Source organism: Arthrobacter sp. GMC3, from assembly GCF_002929305.1.
Lineage (GTDB): Bacteria > Actinomycetota > Actinomycetes > Actinomycetales > Micrococcaceae > Specibacter.
This window is the reverse complement of the sequence record NZ_PJIO01000005.1, coordinates 115,485-131,477: the sequence shown is the minus strand read 5'-3', so window position 1 is coordinate 131,477 and position 15,993 is coordinate 115,485. Positions and strand designations below refer to the sequence as shown.

Below are 15,993 nucleotides of genomic sequence, written 5' to 3'. Positions count from 1 at the left end.
GCACAGAGCAAACCAAAAGGAGAGAAGATCATGAGCGAAACCATTACATACCGCACCGAAGGCGACAACTCGATTTACGCGAACGCCGACGGCGCCGTGGTGCCCGTGGTGACCCGCGCCGGCGAAGAGGATACGAACACGGCCCAGTCAGGTGACTGCGTCCGCGTCTCCGGCGTGTCCATCCAGCACACACCCGCCACGAAGATCTGGTTCGGGCAGGTGTCCAACACGCCGGGCTACCGTTCGCTGCCGCACCACCACGGCGAAGCGGAGACCGGTGGTTACGTGCTGCGCGGCCACGGGCGCATCTACTTTGGCGAGAACTACTCCGAATTTCTGGACATGAAAACCGGGGACTGGGTGTTCGTCCCGCCGTTCATGCCGCACGTCGAGGCGAACATGTCCGTCACGGAGGACCTAGTGTGGTTGACCGCCCGCACACCGGAAAACCTGGTCATCAACCTGGACGACGTCCCGGATGAAACCCTCGCCGACTACCGGAGGGCCTAAACTCATGAACGGCGAATCCACGATCATCGAGGCCGGCACCTCGGAAACGTTCCTGAAGGCCATCGAACTTACGCCGGTGGAACCGCAGGTCCATGACCTGGCGTTCGACGCCGTCACCCAGTACGTGCCGTGGCCCAAGTCCTACGGCGGCGACATGGTGGCCCAGGCCGCGGCCGCCATGATGCGCTCGGTGGGTGCGGACCGTGCACTGCACTCCATGCACAGCTACTTCATGCGGCCCGTCGACATCGGCGCAGCTGTGCGTTACGAAGTGGAGATCCTGCGCGACGGGCGCGGCTACTCCACCCGCAGCGTCCGCGGCCACCAGAACGGCAAGACGGTTTTTGCGGCCATGGGCTCCTTCCACGTCCCCGAAAGTGGTCCCGAATTCCAATCGGCCATGCCGGCAACGGTGGATCCCGAGTCACTGCGCAGCGCGGCGCAAGCGCTCGACGGAGTCCCCGGCCCTGCCGCCGAATACTGGGCCCACGGACGCAGCTTCGACATGCGCCACATTCCCGGCCCGGTGTACATCCAGGTCGAGGGAGAAGCGGCACCCACGCAAGCCCTTTGGGTGAGGGCCTTTGACAAGCTGCCCGACGATGCCAATCTGCACCGCACCGCCTTGGCCTACGTGTGCGACTACACCATCCTGGAGCCGTTGCTGCGCGTCAATCGCCTCAACTGGTCCTCGCCAGGGCTCACCACGGCCAGCTTGGACCACTCCATCTGGTTCCACCGCGACGGCCGTGCCGACGACTGGGTGCTCTACGCCCAAGAGGCAGTCTCCGGCCAACACAACCGGGGCCTCGCCATGGGCCGATTCTTCTCCCGCCAAGGCCTGCTGCTGGCCACTGTCGCCCAAGAGGGCATGGTCCGCGCCGGCGCCTGAGGCGGCGCACCAGTCTTCGAACCCCCCATTGCACCGCAAGCGAAAGGATTGGCCATGACATTGTCGACATCGGCCCATATAGACACTTTTACCCGCGACCATCTTCCGCCGGCGGAGTCCTGGCCCATCTTTGAATTCACGTTGCCGGAACTGCAATACCCGGACCGGCTGAACGCCGCCACCATGCTGATCGACGACGCCGTCGCCCGGTTCGGTGCCGACCGTCCCGCACTGCACACCCCAGACGGCGCTACGTGGAGCTACGGCCAATTGCTCACGCACGCCAACCAGGTGGCCCAGGTACTCACCGAGGATTTCGGGGTGGTGCCAGGGAACCGCGTGCTTTTACGCGGCCCGAACAACCCGTGGATCGTGGCCGCCTGGCTGGGAGTACTGAAGGCCGGTGCCGTGGTGGTCACCACCATGCCGATGCTGAGATCCGCCGAAATTACCACGCTGATCGAGCTCACCAAGCCGACCGTCGCCATCACCGACCACCGCTTTGTCGAGGACCTGCGCGTCGCCGCCGGCGAGGCCCTGCCGTTCATGACGTACGGCGCGGACGACGCCGGTGACCTCACCGCCCGCTGTGCCGCCAAGAGCGGAACTTTCGCCAACGTCGCAACCGCCGCCGACGACGTCGCCCTTTTGGGGCCGACCTCCGGCACCACCGGCACGCCCAAGGTGACCATGCACTTCCACCGCGACATCCTGGCGAATGCTGACACCTTCGCCCGCTATGTGCTCAAGCCCACGCAGGATGACGTCTTTGCCGGCTCGCCTCCGCTGGCGTTCACGTTTGGGCTTGGCGGGCTGGTGGTTTTCCCGCTGCGTTTTGGCGCTTCGGCGCTGCTGACTGAACGGGCCACGCCACTGGAGCTGGCGGAGGCGTCGGCCGCCGCGAACGCTTCCATCCTGTTCACCGCGCCCACCGCCTACCGGGCCATCCTGAAGGAGGGCCGCGGCGAGCTGCTGAGCCGGCTGCGCATCGCTGTATCGGCGGGGGAGCACCTGCCCAAGGAAACCTGGCAGCACATCTACGAGGAAACCGGGCTGAAACTGGTTAACGGGATCGGCGCCACCGAAATGCTGCACGTGTTCATTTCTGCAGCCGGCGACGACATCCACCCCGGCGCCACCGGAATAGCGGTCCCCGGCTACCGGGCCATGATCCTGGACGCCTACGGGGCAGAGGCCGCGCCGAACGAGCCCGGCCGGCTCGCCGTGATCGGCCCCACCGGCTGCCGCTACCTCGACGATCCGCGCCAAGCCAACTACGTCCACGACGGCTGGAACGTCACCGGCGACACCTTTCTGCGCGACGACGACGGCTACTTTGTGTACCAAGCCAGGTCGGACAATATGATCGTCAGCTCCGGCTATAACATCGGTGCCCCAGAGGTCGAAGCGGCCATCAACGAGCATCCCGATGTGGTGGAGAACGCCGTGGTGGCCCGCCCCGATGAGGAACGGGGCTCCGTGGTGTGCGCATTCGTCATCCTGCGCGACGGCGTGGCAGGCGACGACGCCAAACGCAAGGACATCCAGGACTTCGTCAAGGCGACAATAGCGCCCTACAAATATCCACGCGATGTGCGGTTCGTGACCGAACTGCCCCGCAACCCCAGCGGCAAGATGCAACACTTCCGGCTGCGCGAGGCCATCAATCGCGAGCAGGAGATGCAGGAGGGGGCGCCGGTGTCCACCGATCCCGGGCCCGTCCGCTCCGACACCGCCACCGCGAAATCCCGATAGGAACTTCAGATATGAAAATTGCAATTGTTGGCGGCGGTCCGGGTGGACTGTACTTCGCCGCACTGATGAAGCAGCTGGACCCGTCCCACCAGATCACTTTGTGGGAACGCAACGCCGCGTCCGACACCTTCGGCTTCGGCGTCGTATTTTCCGACGAAACCCTCGGCGGCATCGGCAACGCCGACTCAGTCGTGGCCGACTACATGAGTCGCAGGTTCGCCCGATGGTCGGACATCGACATCCACTTCGGCGGCGAGACGGTGACGGTGGGTGGCCAGGGATTTGCGGCCATGAGCCGCAAGGAACTGCTGGAACTGCTCCAGCGCCGCTGCGCCGAACTCGGGGTGGACTTGCGCTTCCAGACGGTTGCCCCGCCGGTCGAGGATCTAGAGGCAGACTACGACCTGGTCCTTGCCGCGGACGGCGTCAACTCCCAGATCCGCGCCAAGTACGCCGAGTCTTTCCATCCGTTCCTGGACCCGCGATCCAATAAATTCATGTGGTTGGGCACCGACCAGGTGTTTGAGGCGTTCAAGTTCTTCGTCAAGGAAACCGAATGGGGCGTGATGCAGATCCACGGCTACCCGTACTCCGACGCTGGATCCACGTTCATTGTTGAAATGAGCGAGGACGTTTGGCGTGCCGCCGGATTCGACGAGACCGCGGGGGACGTCTTTGCCCCGGGTGTCTCCGACGAGAAAGCCATCGCGAAGATCAGCTCGATCTTCGCCACGGAACTGGCCGGATATGACGTGCTGGCTAACAATTCCAAGTGGCTGAACTTCACCACGGTGCGCAATGGCAGCTGGCACCGCGGCAACGTGGTGCTCCTGGGCGACGCCGCGCACACCGCCCACTTCTCCATAGGATCAGGCACCAAACTGGCCATGGAGGACTCTCTGGCGCTGGCCGCATGCCTCCATGAACACCCCGATGTGGCCTCGGCGCTGGCTGCCTACGAAACCGAGCGCCGTCCCGTCGTCGAATCAACCCAGCGTGCCGCCCAAGCTTCGCTGGAATGGTTCGAACGCATCACCCAGTACAAGGACCAGCAACCCACCCAATTCGCGTTCAACCTACTCACGCGCAGCCGACGGATCACCCAGGAGAACTTGCGCCTGCGAGATCCCGAATTCGCCGACGCTATGGACCGTCACTTCGCCCAGACCGAAGATTTGGGCGAAACGGCGCCGGCGATGTTCCAGCCGTACCGGATCGGTGGCCTGGAGCTGAAGAACCGGGTGGTGGTCTCACCCATGGACATGTATTCCGCCGTTGACGGCATCCCGGGAGACTTCCACAAGGTCCACCTCGGATCCAAGGCACTCGGCGGTGCCGGGCTGGTCATGACCGAAATGGTGTGCGTGTCTGCCCAAGGGCGCATCACACTTGGGTGCAGTGGCCTGTACACGGACGCGCAGGGTGAAAGCTGGAAGGAGATCGTGGACTTCGTCCATATGCATTCCACGGCAAAGATTGGTGCCCAGATTGGGCACTCCGGCCGCAAGGGTTCAACCAAGGTCATGTGGGAGGGGATCGATGTGCCGCTGGCTGAGGGAAACTGGCAAGTTGTCAGCCCGTCAGCGATCCCCTACGGTCCCGGCAACCAGGTTCCCCGCGAAATCACGCGGAACGAAATGGATGAAGTCCGCGAACAATTCGTGGCCGCCGCACGCCGCGCCGATGCTGCAGGATTTGACCTGCTCGAGGTGCACGCCGCCCACGGCTACCTACTCTCCTCATTCCTATCGCCAGTCGCCAACCAGCGGACGGATGAATACGGCGGGAGCCTGGAAAATCGACTCCGTTACCCCTTGGAGGTTTTCGATGCCATCCGTACAGCCTGGCCCGCAGCCAAGCCCGTCACCGTGCGCATCTCGGCCACCGATTGGATCGAGGGTGGCAATACTGTGGACGACGCGGTCGAGATCGCCCGGGCATTCGTGGCACACGGCGTATCGGGAATTGATGTTTCCACCGGCCAGCTGAGCAAGGAGGAGAAGCCAGCCTACGGACGCAGCTATCAGACCCCATTCGCCGACCGTATTCGCCACGAAGTAGCGGCACCGGCAGGAGTTGCCGTGATAGCCGTCGGCGCTATCTCCTCCTACGACGACGTCAACTCGATCCTGCTCGCTGGAAGGGCTGACCTTGTGGCGCTGGGCAGGGCGCACCTGTATGACCCGCAGTGGACCCTGCATGCAGCGGCCGAACAGGAATTCAAGGGCGACTCCGCCGCATGGGTGCAGCCCTTCCGGGCCGGCAATCGCAGGCCACCAAGTGCCCGTACTGACGCGGTGCGTCCGCGGTTGTCCTTGCTGAGGGAGCCGGAGTCCGAGGCGGTGGATGCGCACCTTCGGTGGACGCCAGCAACGGCTTCCGCGCCGGCACTCGTGGAGTGAGGCTGCCCGTTAGGCAGGGTAAAGCACCACTTCGGCGGCCTTCACCACGAAGAACACGGCATCGCCCGGGACAAGGCTCAAATCCGCAACGGCTGCGGGTGAAATATCCGCAGCCAGGCGGCCGGCCCTGACTCGGATGTGATCCCCCTGCGGCTCCAGTGCGGTCACGTGCACGGCAAAGCAGTTCCGGGGGCTGCCCTGTGGTGGGTCCAGGAACACTGACACGGCCGACGGCGGAAATGCAGCCAGTGCGTTCGTGGCATCCCGGCCGGGGGATTCCTCCGACATGCCGCCTGCCTGGCTTGCACCGCCCATACTGCCAGCCAAGCGCCCGGCAACAAGCCCGGCGTCGTCGGTCATGACGCTGGAGCCGTGCAAGATGCCGGTGAGGACGTTTAATCCGGCAAGTGAGGCCGCAAAGGCACTGCGTGGGTGGCTCAAAACGGTGGCCGCAGGACCCATTTCCACAATGCGGCCCTGTTCCATCACGATGATTCGATCGGCGAGCATCAGGGCGTCGAGGACGTCGTGGGTGACGATGATGGCGCTGCGCCCGGCCAAGACGCGTTTGAGGAGGCTGCGCAGAAACGGGGCTGTGTTCACATCCAATGCCGCCATGGGTTCATCGAGCAGGAGCAATTGCGGGTCTGTGGCGAGCGCGCGGGCCAACGCCACACGCTGGGCTTGCCCGCCGGAGAGCTGGGCTGGTTTGCGTCCGGCAAGATCGGCCGCGTCCACCTCGGCGAGCCACTGCCAGGCCTTCTGGGCGGCGGCGGTCTTGTTGGCGCCTCGGCTGCGCGGCCCGAACGCCACGTTCTCGAGGACATTCAAGTGCGGGAACAGCAGCGGTTCCTGGGCCAGTGATCCGATGCCCCGCTCATGGGGTGGTAGCCATGCCGCGTCAGCACCCGATCGGAACAGGGACCGCCCGCCCAGACTTGCGTGACCGGCGTCGGGCTTGACCAGCCCCGAAAGCGCCTGGAGTACCGAGGACTTACCGGCACCGTTGGGTCCCATCAGTGCGATGGTTTCGGCGGGGCCAACACTGAAAGTGACGTCGACGTCACGGGCCGCCATGACGGCGCTTAGCTCCAATGTCATGGCGCACCCCGGGGAACAAGTGTGCGCAGCGGCGATCTGGGTGTCCTGTAGGCAAGCGAGACAACCACCAGGGCAACGGCTATGAGCAGGAAGGACAGTGCCACGGCGGCGTCCGGATCGATCTCACGCTGCAGGTAAATCTCCAATGGCAGGGTGCGCGTCACGCCTTGAAGGCTGCCGGCAAAGGTGAGCGTCGCCCCAAATTCGCCCAGACTCCGGGCAAAGGCCAGCACGGCCCCGGACACCAGGCCCGGCAGCACCAGGGGAAGCGTAATTCTGCGCAACACCGTTGATGGCCGTGCGCCGAGGGTGGCTGCCACGGCCTCATACTTTTGGCCGGCCGTGCGCAGCGAGCCCTCAAGACTCAGCACCAGGAACGGCAGGGCCACAAACGTCTGGGCCATGATCACGGCCGTGGTGGAAAAGGCAATATCGATGCCCAGAACATTCAAGGATCGGCCAATCAGCCCCTCGCGACCAAAGGTGTACAGCAGCGCCAGCCCGCCCACCACCGGAGGAACGACCAACGGCAGCAGGATCAGCGCCCGTAAAATGCGTTGCCCACCAAAATGTGCCCGGGCCAGCACCAGTGCCAGCGGCACACCTAAAATGAGACACAGGGCCGTGCTGGCGGTGGCCGTTTTCAGGCTCAGTACTAGTGCGTCCAGTGAGGATTCCGAGGTGATAAGCGGAATGAACTGGGCCCAATTGACCTTGGCGACCATGCCGAACAGGGGAAGCAAAATGAACAGCGCCCCCAGCGCGGCAAGTGCAAAGACCCAGCGCGGAACGGCCTGGAACTGCCAAGGCTGCTGAGTGCGGCCCTGCAGTTTAGGGTGCGCCAAAGCCGGCATCCGCAAGAACCTTTTGGCCCTCCTTGGCGGTCACCAAGGCGATGAAGGCCTTGGCAAGGTCCTGCTGCTTGGAACTGCTGACTGTGGCGATCGGGTACTCGTTGATGGTGGGCTTGGCAAGGCCCAACGGGATGGTCTTGACCTTGGTGCCGGCTGACTTGGCGTCCGTGACGTAGACCAGGCCGGCGTCCGCCTCCCCGGAGGTGACCTTGCCCAGCACACTGGTCACGGAGAGTTCCTCACTGACAGGGGTCAGGGTCAGCCCCGCAGAGGCGGCGTCGGACTTGGCGGCTGCTCCGCACGGAACCTGTGCCGCGCAGACCACCAGTTTGATGCCGGGCTTGGCCGCATCGGCAAAGGAGGTGATGTTTGCCGGGTTGCTGGCCGGAACCACCAAGGTGAGGACGTTGGTGGCAAAGTTGACGGGGGTTCCTGCCACCAGCTGGGCGTCGCTGAGCTTTTTCATGTTGGCGGTGTCTGCCGAGGCGAACACGTCGGCCGGGGCGCCCTGAGTGATCTGGGTGACCAGGGTTGAGGAACCGTCAAAATTGAACGAGACCTTCACCTTTGGGTGGGCAGCCTGAAATTGGGTGCCCAAGTCGGTGAATGTTTGCTGCAAGGATGCCGCCGCAAATACGTTTAAGGTCCCGGAGAGTTCGGGTGCCGAGCTGGTTGTTTGCGGCGTTGTTTGCGCCGCGGGAGTGCCGGGCCCGGAGCAGGAGGCCACGGTGGTGGCGAGCAGCACCGTTGCTGCCAGGGCGCTGAGCTTCACAAGTGAGAATTTCATGAGTCTTTTCCACCGTTCGGTATTTCGATGATGACGTTCGTGGATTTGACGACGGCGGTGGCCACCGAGCCGGGCTCAAGTTTCAAGTCGCGCACTGCCTCACTGCTCATCAGGGACACCACCCGGAACGGGCCGCATTGGAGTTCCACCTGCGCCATGACCTTGTCCATGATGATGTTGGTGACGAGCCCGACAAAACGATTGCGGGCCGAACTACCAACTCCTGTGGGGTCCTGTGGCAGGGACGACTGGGATTTGGCCAGGGCGGCCAGTTCGATTCCGTCGATGACCAGCTTTCCCTGTTTATCCTTGAGTCCGTTGAGGGTGCCGTTGTCCAGCCACCGCCTGACGGTGTCGTCGCTGACCCCCAGGAAACGGGCCGCCTCGGAAACGCGAATGAGTGTCATTTCCGCAGTCTATATCCTCATATGCGGAATAGAAATGCTTACGGTTCCGCAAACACAGTCAGGATCTAAAGTGCGGCGAGTCGATCCGAAAGCGCCATGTACTCCGGATTCACCACACGCGCCTCTGGATGGCTCACGTGCCAGGTCATGATGTCCCGGGCCCCGGCGGCGAATCGCGTCCGTGTCTCAAATGCGGGCACAAGTGCCTTGATCCTGGAGTTGTCGAAGATGACCGAATGTGATTTGTCGCCCAGCAGTCCGGGGCCGAATTCGGGGGCATGGGCGGCGATTGTTTCGCTGGCCACGTGCACCAGCATGGGTTCGGGCACCCCTGCGGCGGCCGCGACGGCCCGGTACACCGCATCCCACGGTAGGACGTCGTCGGAGGTGATGGTGAATGCTTCCCCGTCAACGGGCAGCCCAAAGAGTCCCACGAAACCCACGGCGAAATCGGCGGCGTGGGTCAGCGTCCACAACGATGTTCCGTCCCCGTGCACCACTACCGGCAGCCCGGCGCGCATACGGTGCACATCGGTCCATGCAAACAGCAGTGGCAGCCTGGTGTGGTCGTAGGTGGACGACGGCCTGATCACAGTGACAGGGAACCCGTGGTCCCGGTAGGCAGTCAAGAAGACTTCCTCGCAGGCGATCTTGTCCCGGGAGTACTGCCAAAACGGGTTGCGCAGGGGAGTGGATTCTGTGATGGGGAGCCGCGCCGGTGGCTTCTGGTAGGCCGAGGCGGAGCTGATGAAAAGGTATTGCCCGCACCGGCCGCGGAAAAGTTCCACGGCCGCCCGTGCCTGGTCCGGCACAAACGTCAGGAAGTCGGCCACCACATCAAACGTGCGGGTACCCAGTGCGGCGGCCACGGCGGTCCTGTCCCTGACATCGGCCACCAGAACTTCGACGCCGGCCGGTACCGGACGCGCCGAGCTCGCCCCACGGTTGAGCACGGTGACGATACAGCCAAGGGCAGCAGCCCGGGCCACAGCAGCGGCGCTGATGATGCCCGTGCCGCCAATAAATAGAACCCGCGGACCCGGTAGTGCCCCCATCGAAGGTAGGCCTTCAGTGCTCAAACCGGCTGGCCCTAGTGCCTCCAGTCCAAGCTTGACGTCGTAGCTTTTGCCACTCACCAGGCGTAGTCCTCCGGCGCCGTCTTAGGGCCGGGGAAGATCTCATCGAGCCGGGCCAAGGCCGCGTCATCGAGGGAGACCTCCAGGGCACGTAGCCCGGATTCCAGTTGGGTGCTGGTGCGTGGCCCGATGATGGGTGCGGTGACGGCGGGTTGGTGCAGCAGCCATGCCAGTGCCACATCGCCCGGGGCATGGCCCAGCTGGGCGGAAAGGTCCTCAAACGCGGCGATGGCGTCACGGGAATGGGCCAGCGCATCGGCGGCGCGGCCCTCGGTGCGGCGCACGCCGTCGTTCTCCTTCTGCAACACCCCTCCCAGCAGGCCACCATGCAGCGGCGACCAAGGAAGTAGCCCCAGCCCGTAGTGCTGCGCGGCCGGAATGACTTCACGTTCCACGCTGCGCTGCATCAGGTTGTAGATGGACTGCTCACTGACCAGACCGGTGACGGGGCGGCGGGCGGCCGCCTCCTGGGCGGCGGCAATGTGCCAGCCGGCAAAGTTGGAGCTGCCCGCGTAGAGTATTTTGCCTTGCTGGATAGCAACATCCATGGCCTGCCAAATCTCATCCCACGGCGTGTCCCTGTCCACATGGTGGAATTGATACAGGTCGATGTGGTCGGTTTGCAGGCGCTTCAGACTGGCATCCAGGGCCTTTCGGATGTTCATGGCGGAGAGCTTTGAATCGTTGGGCCAGTCCGTCATGTTGCCGTACACCTTGGTGGCAAGCACCGTCCGTTCGCGCCGCCCACCGCCCTGGGCAATCCAGCGGCCCACGATTTCCTCGGTCCAGCCGCGGTGGTCGGTGCCGCCGTAGACGTTAGCGGTGTCAAAGAAGTTCAGCCCGGCGTCGTGCGCCTGGTCCATGATCTTGTGGGCATCGGCTTCCTCGGTGTGAGGACCAAAGTTCATGGTGCCCAGGCAAAGCTTGGAGACGGACAGGCCGCTACGGCCCAAATGTGTGTATTTCATTTCTCAGTTGGTTCCTTCGGATGAGTGGGAAACATGCAGAGTTGTGCCCTGTGCGGGCCCTGCCCAGGAGGAGAGCAGTGTGAGCGCGTCCAAAGAAGGCGAACCGGGTTTGGCCGTGTAGATTCGCAGGCTTTGTTCGGGGTCGTCGGGGAGAAGCAGGTGCTCAAAGTCGAGTTCCACATCGCCCACCACACCGTGATGCAGGGCCAAGGTGCCCGACGACCTGCGGGCAACAGTGTGCCGTGCCCACCACTGGCGGAATTCCTCGCTGTTGACGGCGAGTTCTCCCACCAGGGCCGTTGCCGCGGGATCGCCCGGATGCCTGCCAATGTCGGCGCGCAGGGCGGCCACCGCATCGGATGCGGCCCCGTGCCAGTCCCGGAACAGGACGCGGGCGGCGGGATCAAGCATGATCCAGCGGGTGTAGTTGCGGTGTTCGCGGGTCATGGCGGGGAAGTCAGCAAAGAGCAGGCGGGCCATGCGATTACTCGCCAGCACATCCGTCCTTCTCCCCAGCACGACGGCGGGCACCTCGCCCACCGCCTCCAAAAGCTGGCGCATCGCGGGCCGTACCCGCTGGACTGTTGGCGGGTTGGTGGCCTGACCACCACAATTTTCCAGCAGGTCGAACATGTGGGCCGATTCGGCGTCGTTCAGTTGCAGGGCACGGGCCACCGACGCCAGCACCGAGCGCGACGGATGGATATTGCGGCCCTGCTCCAGCCGGGTGTAGTAATCGGTGGAGACGTCCGCCAGGCGGGCCACCTCCTCCCGGCGTAGACCCGGCACCCGCCGACTGCGCATCGCAAGGTCCGGATCCGGTTGCAACCGGGACCGCATGGCCGAAAGGAACCTGCCGAATTCAACGCTTTGACCCATACTTCCATTCTGCCCCGAGACGGGGGCGCCCGCCAGCATCAGGGTAGGACTGATGGTCCTAGGACCATTGGGAACTCCCCATGGCTGTTGGCGGGTGGCAGGTGAGCCTAGGCTGGTGAAAACCGCTCTTTGTAGCGGATGGATTGAAAGGAATGAGATTTCATGACCGAGCCGACGACCGCAAGGGCGGCAGTTCCAGAGCTGACGTTGAACAATGGGGTCACCATCCCGCAACTTGGGTTCGGTGTCTTTCAGATCCCGCCGGAAGAAACGCGGCTGGCCGTCACCGAGGCGCTGGCCGCCGGTTACCGCCACATCGACACGGCGGCCGCCTACCGCAACGAGTCGGGGGTGGGTGCAGCCATCGCCGAATCAGGGTTGCCCCGTGAGGACATTTTCATCACGACCAAACTGCGCAACGGCGATCAAGGCAGTCCGCGTGAAGCCTTCGCGGCCAGCCGCAAGGCGCTCGGGGTGGATTGGATTGATCTGTACCTGATCCACTGGCCGGTGCCGTCGCAGGGACTGTTTACCCAGGCGTGGAAGGAGCTCGAATCCCTGTATGCGCAGGGGAGTATCCGGGCCATCGGGGTTTCCAACTTCCTGCCCGAGCACCTCGATGAGTTGCTGGCTACCTCTACCGTGATCCCGGCCGTGAATCAGATCGAGGCACATCCGACCTTCGGACAAGCTGGACTGGCTGCGAAAAGCAGGAGCCACGGCATTGCGGTGGAGGCGTACAGTCCGCTTGGCCAGGGCAAAGACCTGGGCAACGACGTCGTGACCGAGCTGGCGGCCAAACACGGGGCCACCCCGGCGCAGATTGTGCTCGCCTGGCATCTGGGACTGGGCAACATCGTCATCCCCAAGACCGTTTCCCCGGAACGCATGCGTGAGAACCTGGCGGCGGCCCAGATTAAACTCAGCGAACGGGAACTGGCCAGGATTTCGGCGCTGGAAACCGGTGAACGCATCGGATCCGACCCTGCCGTGGCGGCGTTCACGCAGCTTTAACGCACTGTGACTGGGCAGAGTAGGTGATTCCCGGGATGGGGAACCGCCTACTGTGCCCAGTCACGAAGCTGTCACAAAGCGAGAAAGCCTTACAGCTTGTCGAACTCCGCCTCGTCGTGGGAGTCGGCCTGCTCGATCGCGGCCGGGGCCGGTGAACCGCCGGCCTTCAGGGCCGCCAGACGGGCCTCGACCTCGGTCTGCTCGCCCAGGTCCTCCAGCGAGTTGAACTGTGCGTCGAGGCTGGATGCGGCAAGTTCATTCTGCCCGCGGACCTTGGCCTCTTCACGGCGAATTTTCTCCTCGAAGCGGCTGACCTCGCTTGTCGGGTCCATGATGTCGATGCTCTTGAGCGCGTCGTTGACCTGGGTCTGGGCCTCGGCGGTCTTGGAGCGGGCCACCAGTTCGTTGCGCTTGTTGGCCAGCTCCGTCAGCTTGCCCTGCATCTGCTGCAGGCCGGTCTTGAGCTTGTCCACCACATCGTTCTGGGCGGCGATGCTGGGGGCTGCAGCCTTGGCCTCATTCTCGGCCGTGATCTGGCGTTGCAGGGCAACCTTGGCCAGGTTGTCGAACTTCTGGGCGTCGGCGGCGTTGCCCGCGGCCCGGAACTCGTCGGCCCGACGACTGGCCGCAAGAGCCTTGGAACCCCATTCCTGGGACGCCTTCACATCTTCGTTGTAGTCATCCTCGAGCATGCGAAGGTTGCCAATGGTCTGGGCCACGGCACCTTCAGCCTCGGTGATGTTCTCCTTGTAATCACGCACCATCTGATCCAACATTTTCTGCGGATCCTCGGCCTGATCCAACAACGCGTTGATATTGGCCTTAGCCAACTGTGCGACCCGGCCGAAAATTGACTGCTTTGCCATTGATTTCCCCTTAGTGTTTCGCTTGAATATCATTCGTGCTTGATCATTTCTGTGCTTCTGTAAAGAACTTGGCTTGAGTCTAAATGACGTTTGTCAAAAAATCCTTGATTGCTACTCGCAGTATGGTCTCAGGCAATGTTCGACGCCGTTCCCCCCTGAAGTGCACGGGCCCGCCACTCTGAAGTGGAGGGTCGCACGCCCCTAGAAGTTTCCGCCGCCGCCGCCAAAGCCACCTCCACCTCCGCCGCCTCCACCGAAACCGCCACCTCCTCCAAAGCCGCCGCCTCCGCCAAAGCCGCCGCCGAAGCCTCCGTGGCCGCCTCCGGAGAGGAGCCCGCCAATGATGCCGCCCAGGATTGCCCCACCTACACCGTTCATGCCACCGGAACCGCCGTAGCCGCCGCCACGCCCGCCGCCGTTGAACCTGTCAACGTCTTGTTGGGCGTATTGGATGGCTTGTTGGGCTAACTGCTGGGCCTGCTGGGCGTAGATCAGTGCGTTGGCGGGGTCGGATGCGGCAATGGTCAGCGCGTACTCCAGGTTGCGTTGTGCCTCGGAGAGTCGGGTTCGCGCCTCGGTGCCTACCCCGCCCCTGCGGGCCGCAATGAAGTCCTGCGCTGCCGAGATGTGTGCCTGGGCGCCGGCCAGAGTTTGCTGCAGCGACGCCTGGGCCCGCAGTGATTGCTGCTGCTGGTCGCGGATTCCGGTCAGCAGTTCATCAAGTTGGCTGTGGGCTGATTGCACCGTGGCCAGCATGCCCAGGGGGTCTGTTGTGTTGGCTGCGGCTTGGGCCTGCACATCTTTCAGACTCGATTCGGCGGCCTGAACCGTGGGGGCATATCTGGCGAATTCACTTGAATTCACCATTGACTTTGCCTGCTCAAGGTCGGCCAGGGCCGCAGGCAATGCCGTCTTAAGGGTTGCAGCCGCGTCGTTGATGGAGGCCTCAGCCTTGACGATGGCTTCAAGAAGAACGTTGCTTTGGAGCAGGCTCTCCTCGGCTGCCTTGACCGACACAGCGGCGTTGGCCGTGTCACCGGCGGCCAGTTTGGCGTCGGCATCGGCCGCGGCGGACTCGACAAAGTCAAGGCGCTCGCGCGCTTGCTTCTCGTTGTCCCGCACTGTGCCCAGTGCCGAGTCCGAATACTTGGCGGTCAAACTCTGGAGGGTCTGCTCCGCAACGTCCACCGCTATCCGGGCCTGGCCCAGCTGCGCACGGATGTTGGTGAGCACCGCCGGGGCGGTGCGCTCCAGTTCCCGCAACTCATCGAAAGAGGCCTTTTGCGCGTCAAGGGCCGCATTGGCGTCCTCGCTGCGCTTGATGATCTCACCTAGCCACTGCCGCTGCTCTTCAACGGTGTCGGGGATTTCGTCGTCGAGCTGCTGTTGCAACTTAAACGACTCAGACAGGTGAGCCTTGGCCGCATCCAAGGCAGCCTGGAACGGTTTCACCGCCTCATCACCATAGGATGCCTGCGCGAAACCGACCTCATGTTCGCTGGTCTTGATGGCGTCGTCGGCGGCAATCAGCAACGAACCGGCCTTCTGACGCAATTCTGCAATGGTGATGCCAGCGTTGGGGTCAAGGGCTTCGCCATCGCTGCCAAAGCCCTTGGCATTGGCCTCGACTGCCGCTTTCTTGCGCCTGCTGCGAATCAGCAGGGCTGTTCCGGCGCCTCCCACCACCACGACGCCGCCAATTCCCAGCGCCACAAACCCGCCAGTGGAATTGGGCACGGTGCCCTTGCCGCCACCGGCGGCGTCACCTGTCGCTGCGGCGGTGTCGATGGCAGCCTGGGCCCAGTTCCCTGCGGAAAGTTGGGGTTTGATGGCGCTCGATTGGATCGTGGAACCTTGAGCGGCCGTGAGGAAGGTGTTGGTTCCGCCCGTGAACGCGTACTGCCTGGCCTGAACTGCAATGGCCAACAGGACGTCGTATTGGCCCATGTTCTTCTGTGTGGCGACCGTTTGGGCCCAGGCAGTCGGGCTCTGCCCGTCGAAGGTGTTGACATAGACCACGAACAGCGTGACGCCGTGATCCTTGCTCAACTTGGTAATGGCCGCTTGAACGTCGGCTTTATTGCTGCCCAACACATTGGCATTGTCCACAATGAAGGTCCCAGCCGGAATGGTCACAGGTGGGTCCGCCTGCGCAATCCCCGCCGGGAAGACCATGAGCGCGGCAAAACCCAGCGCCGCAAGTAGTCGAGAAAACACCTTGAACCTGGAGAACATCGCTCACCCTTGTGTATGCCGGCCGGGCAGCGAGACCACCCGTGCTTTCACGATTGATTCTAGAGCCATTACATGGGCAAAAGTCCATCAATGCGACGCCGGCATCGGCTTTGCCCTCAGGCGCCGACCCAAGGCCCGCCCGTAGTGGTGATTGTGAGCGTCTACGGGGAATAATGAAAGGGCCAGA

Annotated in this window: 14 protein-coding genes; 5 read left to right on the top strand and 9 right to left on the bottom strand. The window is 63.5% G+C overall.

What is annotated here, in order from left to right:
* The first annotated feature begins 30 nt into the window (after positions 1-30).
* Genes CXQ94_RS10450 through CXQ94_RS10435 form a run of 4 tightly spaced genes read left to right on the top strand, consistent with a single transcriptional unit; the run spans position 31 to position 5,559 of the window.
* Positions 31-510 carry a cupin domain-containing protein gene (locus CXQ94_RS10450; RefSeq protein ID WP_104089627.1) on the top strand — a complete coding sequence of 160 codons (480 nt, stop codon included), beginning with the start codon at positions 31-33 and terminating at the stop codon, positions 508-510.
* 4 nt (positions 511-514) lie between these two features.
* Complete coding sequence (locus tag CXQ94_RS10445; protein ID WP_104089624.1) at positions 515-1,402, top strand: acyl-CoA thioesterase II; 888 nt, start codon at positions 515-517, stop codon at positions 1,400-1,402.
* Between the two features lie 54 nt (positions 1,403-1,456).
* Positions 1,457-3,157 (top strand): AMP-binding protein, encoded by a 1,701-nt coding sequence (locus CXQ94_RS10440; protein WP_104089622.1) that lies wholly within the window; start codon positions 1,457-1,459, stop codon positions 3,155-3,157.
* A gap of 11 nt (positions 3,158-3,168) precedes the next feature.
* Complete coding sequence (locus CXQ94_RS10435; protein WP_104089620.1) at positions 3,169-5,559, top strand: bifunctional salicylyl-CoA 5-hydroxylase/oxidoreductase; 2,391 nt, start codon at positions 3,169-3,171, stop codon at positions 5,557-5,559.
* Between the two features lie 9 nt (positions 5,560-5,568).
* Here CXQ94_RS10435 and CXQ94_RS10430 read toward each other — a convergent pair whose 3' ends face one another.
* From CXQ94_RS10430 to CXQ94_RS10400, 7 genes are all read right to left on the bottom strand, one after another.
* Positions 5,569-6,660, bottom strand: a complete 1,092-nt coding sequence (locus CXQ94_RS10430) for a sulfate/molybdate ABC transporter ATP-binding protein (RefSeq protein WP_104089618.1) — start codon at positions 6,658-6,660, stop codon at positions 5,569-5,571.
* On the bottom strand, positions 6,657-7,514 hold the full coding sequence (locus tag CXQ94_RS10425; protein ID WP_104089615.1) for an ABC transporter permease: 858 nt from the start codon (positions 7,512-7,514) through the stop codon (positions 6,657-6,659). The genes CXQ94_RS10430 and CXQ94_RS10425 overlap by 4 nt, the downstream gene beginning before the upstream one ends.
* Positions 7,492-8,301: a molybdate ABC transporter substrate-binding protein gene (modA, locus tag CXQ94_RS10420; RefSeq protein ID WP_104089613.1), complete on the bottom strand. Its 810-nt coding sequence runs from the start codon at positions 8,299-8,301 to the stop codon at positions 7,492-7,494. Before modA ends, CXQ94_RS10425 begins: the two co-directional genes overlap by 23 nt.
* The gene (locus tag CXQ94_RS10415; RefSeq protein ID WP_104089611.1) at positions 8,298-8,708 is read right to left on the bottom strand and encodes a molybdopterin-binding protein; all 411 of its coding nucleotides are present in this window, start codon (positions 8,706-8,708) and stop codon (positions 8,298-8,300) included. The genes modA and CXQ94_RS10415 overlap by 4 nt, the downstream gene beginning before the upstream one ends.
* Before the next feature lie 65 nt (positions 8,709-8,773).
* A complete protein-coding gene (locus CXQ94_RS10410; RefSeq protein ID WP_104089962.1) occupies positions 8,774-9,763 on the bottom strand; it encodes an NAD-dependent epimerase/dehydratase family protein in 990 nt (329 codons plus the stop codon).
* Positions 9,764-9,840: 77 nt separating this feature from the next.
* Positions 9,841-10,812, bottom strand: a complete 972-nt coding sequence (locus tag CXQ94_RS10405) for an aldo/keto reductase (RefSeq protein WP_104089609.1) — start codon at positions 10,810-10,812, stop codon at positions 9,841-9,843.
* 3 nt (positions 10,813-10,815) lie between these two features.
* Positions 10,816-11,691, bottom strand: coding sequence for a helix-turn-helix transcriptional regulator (locus tag CXQ94_RS10400; protein WP_104089606.1), 876 nt, complete (start codon positions 11,689-11,691; stop codon positions 10,816-10,818).
* Between the two features lie 162 nt (positions 11,692-11,853).
* Here CXQ94_RS10400 and CXQ94_RS10395 point away from each other — a divergent pair, with 162 nt between their 5' ends.
* On the top strand, positions 11,854-12,705 hold the full coding sequence (locus tag CXQ94_RS10395) for an aldo/keto reductase (protein WP_104089603.1): 852 nt from the start codon (positions 11,854-11,856) through the stop codon (positions 12,703-12,705).
* Between the two features lie 89 nt (positions 12,706-12,794).
* On the opposite strand, the gene CXQ94_RS10390 is transcribed toward CXQ94_RS10395, so the two are convergent.
* Together CXQ94_RS10390 and CXQ94_RS10385 are read right to left on the bottom strand one after the other, a co-directional pair.
* Entirely contained in the window at positions 12,795-13,571 is a 777-nt protein-coding gene (locus tag CXQ94_RS10390; RefSeq protein ID WP_104089601.1) for a PspA/IM30 family protein, read from the bottom strand.
* Positions 13,572-13,772: 201 nt separating this feature from the next.
* Complete coding sequence (locus CXQ94_RS10385; RefSeq protein ID WP_104089599.1) at positions 13,773-15,806, bottom strand: TPM domain-containing protein; 2,034 nt, start codon at positions 15,804-15,806, stop codon at positions 13,773-13,775.
* Positions 15,807-15,993: the final 187 nt, after the last annotated feature.

Bases quoted from the DNA above. Each gene is read 5' to 3' on its own strand.
- CXQ94_RS10400 (WP_104089606.1), bottom strand. From the start codon at position 11,691: ATGGGTCAAAGCGTTGAATTCGGCAGGTTCCTTTCGGCCATGCGGTCC.
- CXQ94_RS10385 (WP_104089599.1), bottom strand. From the start codon at position 15,806: ATGTTCTCCAGGTTCAAGGTGTTTTCTCGACTACTTGCGGCGCTGGGT.
- CXQ94_RS10425 (WP_104089615.1), bottom strand. From the start codon at position 7,514: ATGCCGGCTTTGGCGCACCCTAAACTGCAGGGCCGCACTCAGCAGCCT.
- CXQ94_RS10435 (WP_104089620.1), top strand. From the start codon at position 3,169: ATGAAAATTGCAATTGTTGGCGGCGGTCCGGGTGGACTGTACTTCGCC.
- CXQ94_RS10415 (WP_104089611.1), bottom strand. From the start codon at position 8,708: ATGACACTCATTCGCGTTTCCGAGGCGGCCCGTTTCCTGGGGGTCAGC.
- CXQ94_RS10445 (WP_104089624.1), top strand. From the start codon at position 515: ATGAACGGCGAATCCACGATCATCGAGGCCGGCACCTCGGAAACGTTC.
- CXQ94_RS10440 (WP_104089622.1), top strand. From the start codon at position 1,457: ATGACATTGTCGACATCGGCCCATATAGACACTTTTACCCGCGACCAT.
- CXQ94_RS10390 (WP_104089601.1), bottom strand. From the start codon at position 13,571: ATGGCAAAGCAGTCAATTTTCGGCCGGGTCGCACAGTTGGCTAAGGCC.
- CXQ94_RS10395 (WP_104089603.1), top strand. From the start codon at position 11,854: ATGACCGAGCCGACGACCGCAAGGGCGGCAGTTCCAGAGCTGACGTTG.
- modA (WP_104089613.1), bottom strand. From the start codon at position 8,301: ATGAAATTCTCACTTGTGAAGCTCAGCGCCCTGGCAGCAACGGTGCTG.
- CXQ94_RS10430 (WP_104089618.1), bottom strand. From the start codon at position 6,660: ATGACATTGGAGCTAAGCGCCGTCATGGCGGCCCGTGACGTCGACGTC.
- CXQ94_RS10450 (WP_104089627.1), top strand. From the start codon at position 31: ATGAGCGAAACCATTACATACCGCACCGAAGGCGACAACTCGATTTAC.
- CXQ94_RS10405 (WP_104089609.1), bottom strand. From the start codon at position 10,812: ATGAAATACACACATTTGGGCCGTAGCGGCCTGTCCGTCTCCAAGCTT.
- CXQ94_RS10410 (WP_104089962.1), bottom strand. From the start codon at position 9,763: ATGGGGGCACTACCGGGTCCGCGGGTTCTATTTATTGGCGGCACGGGC.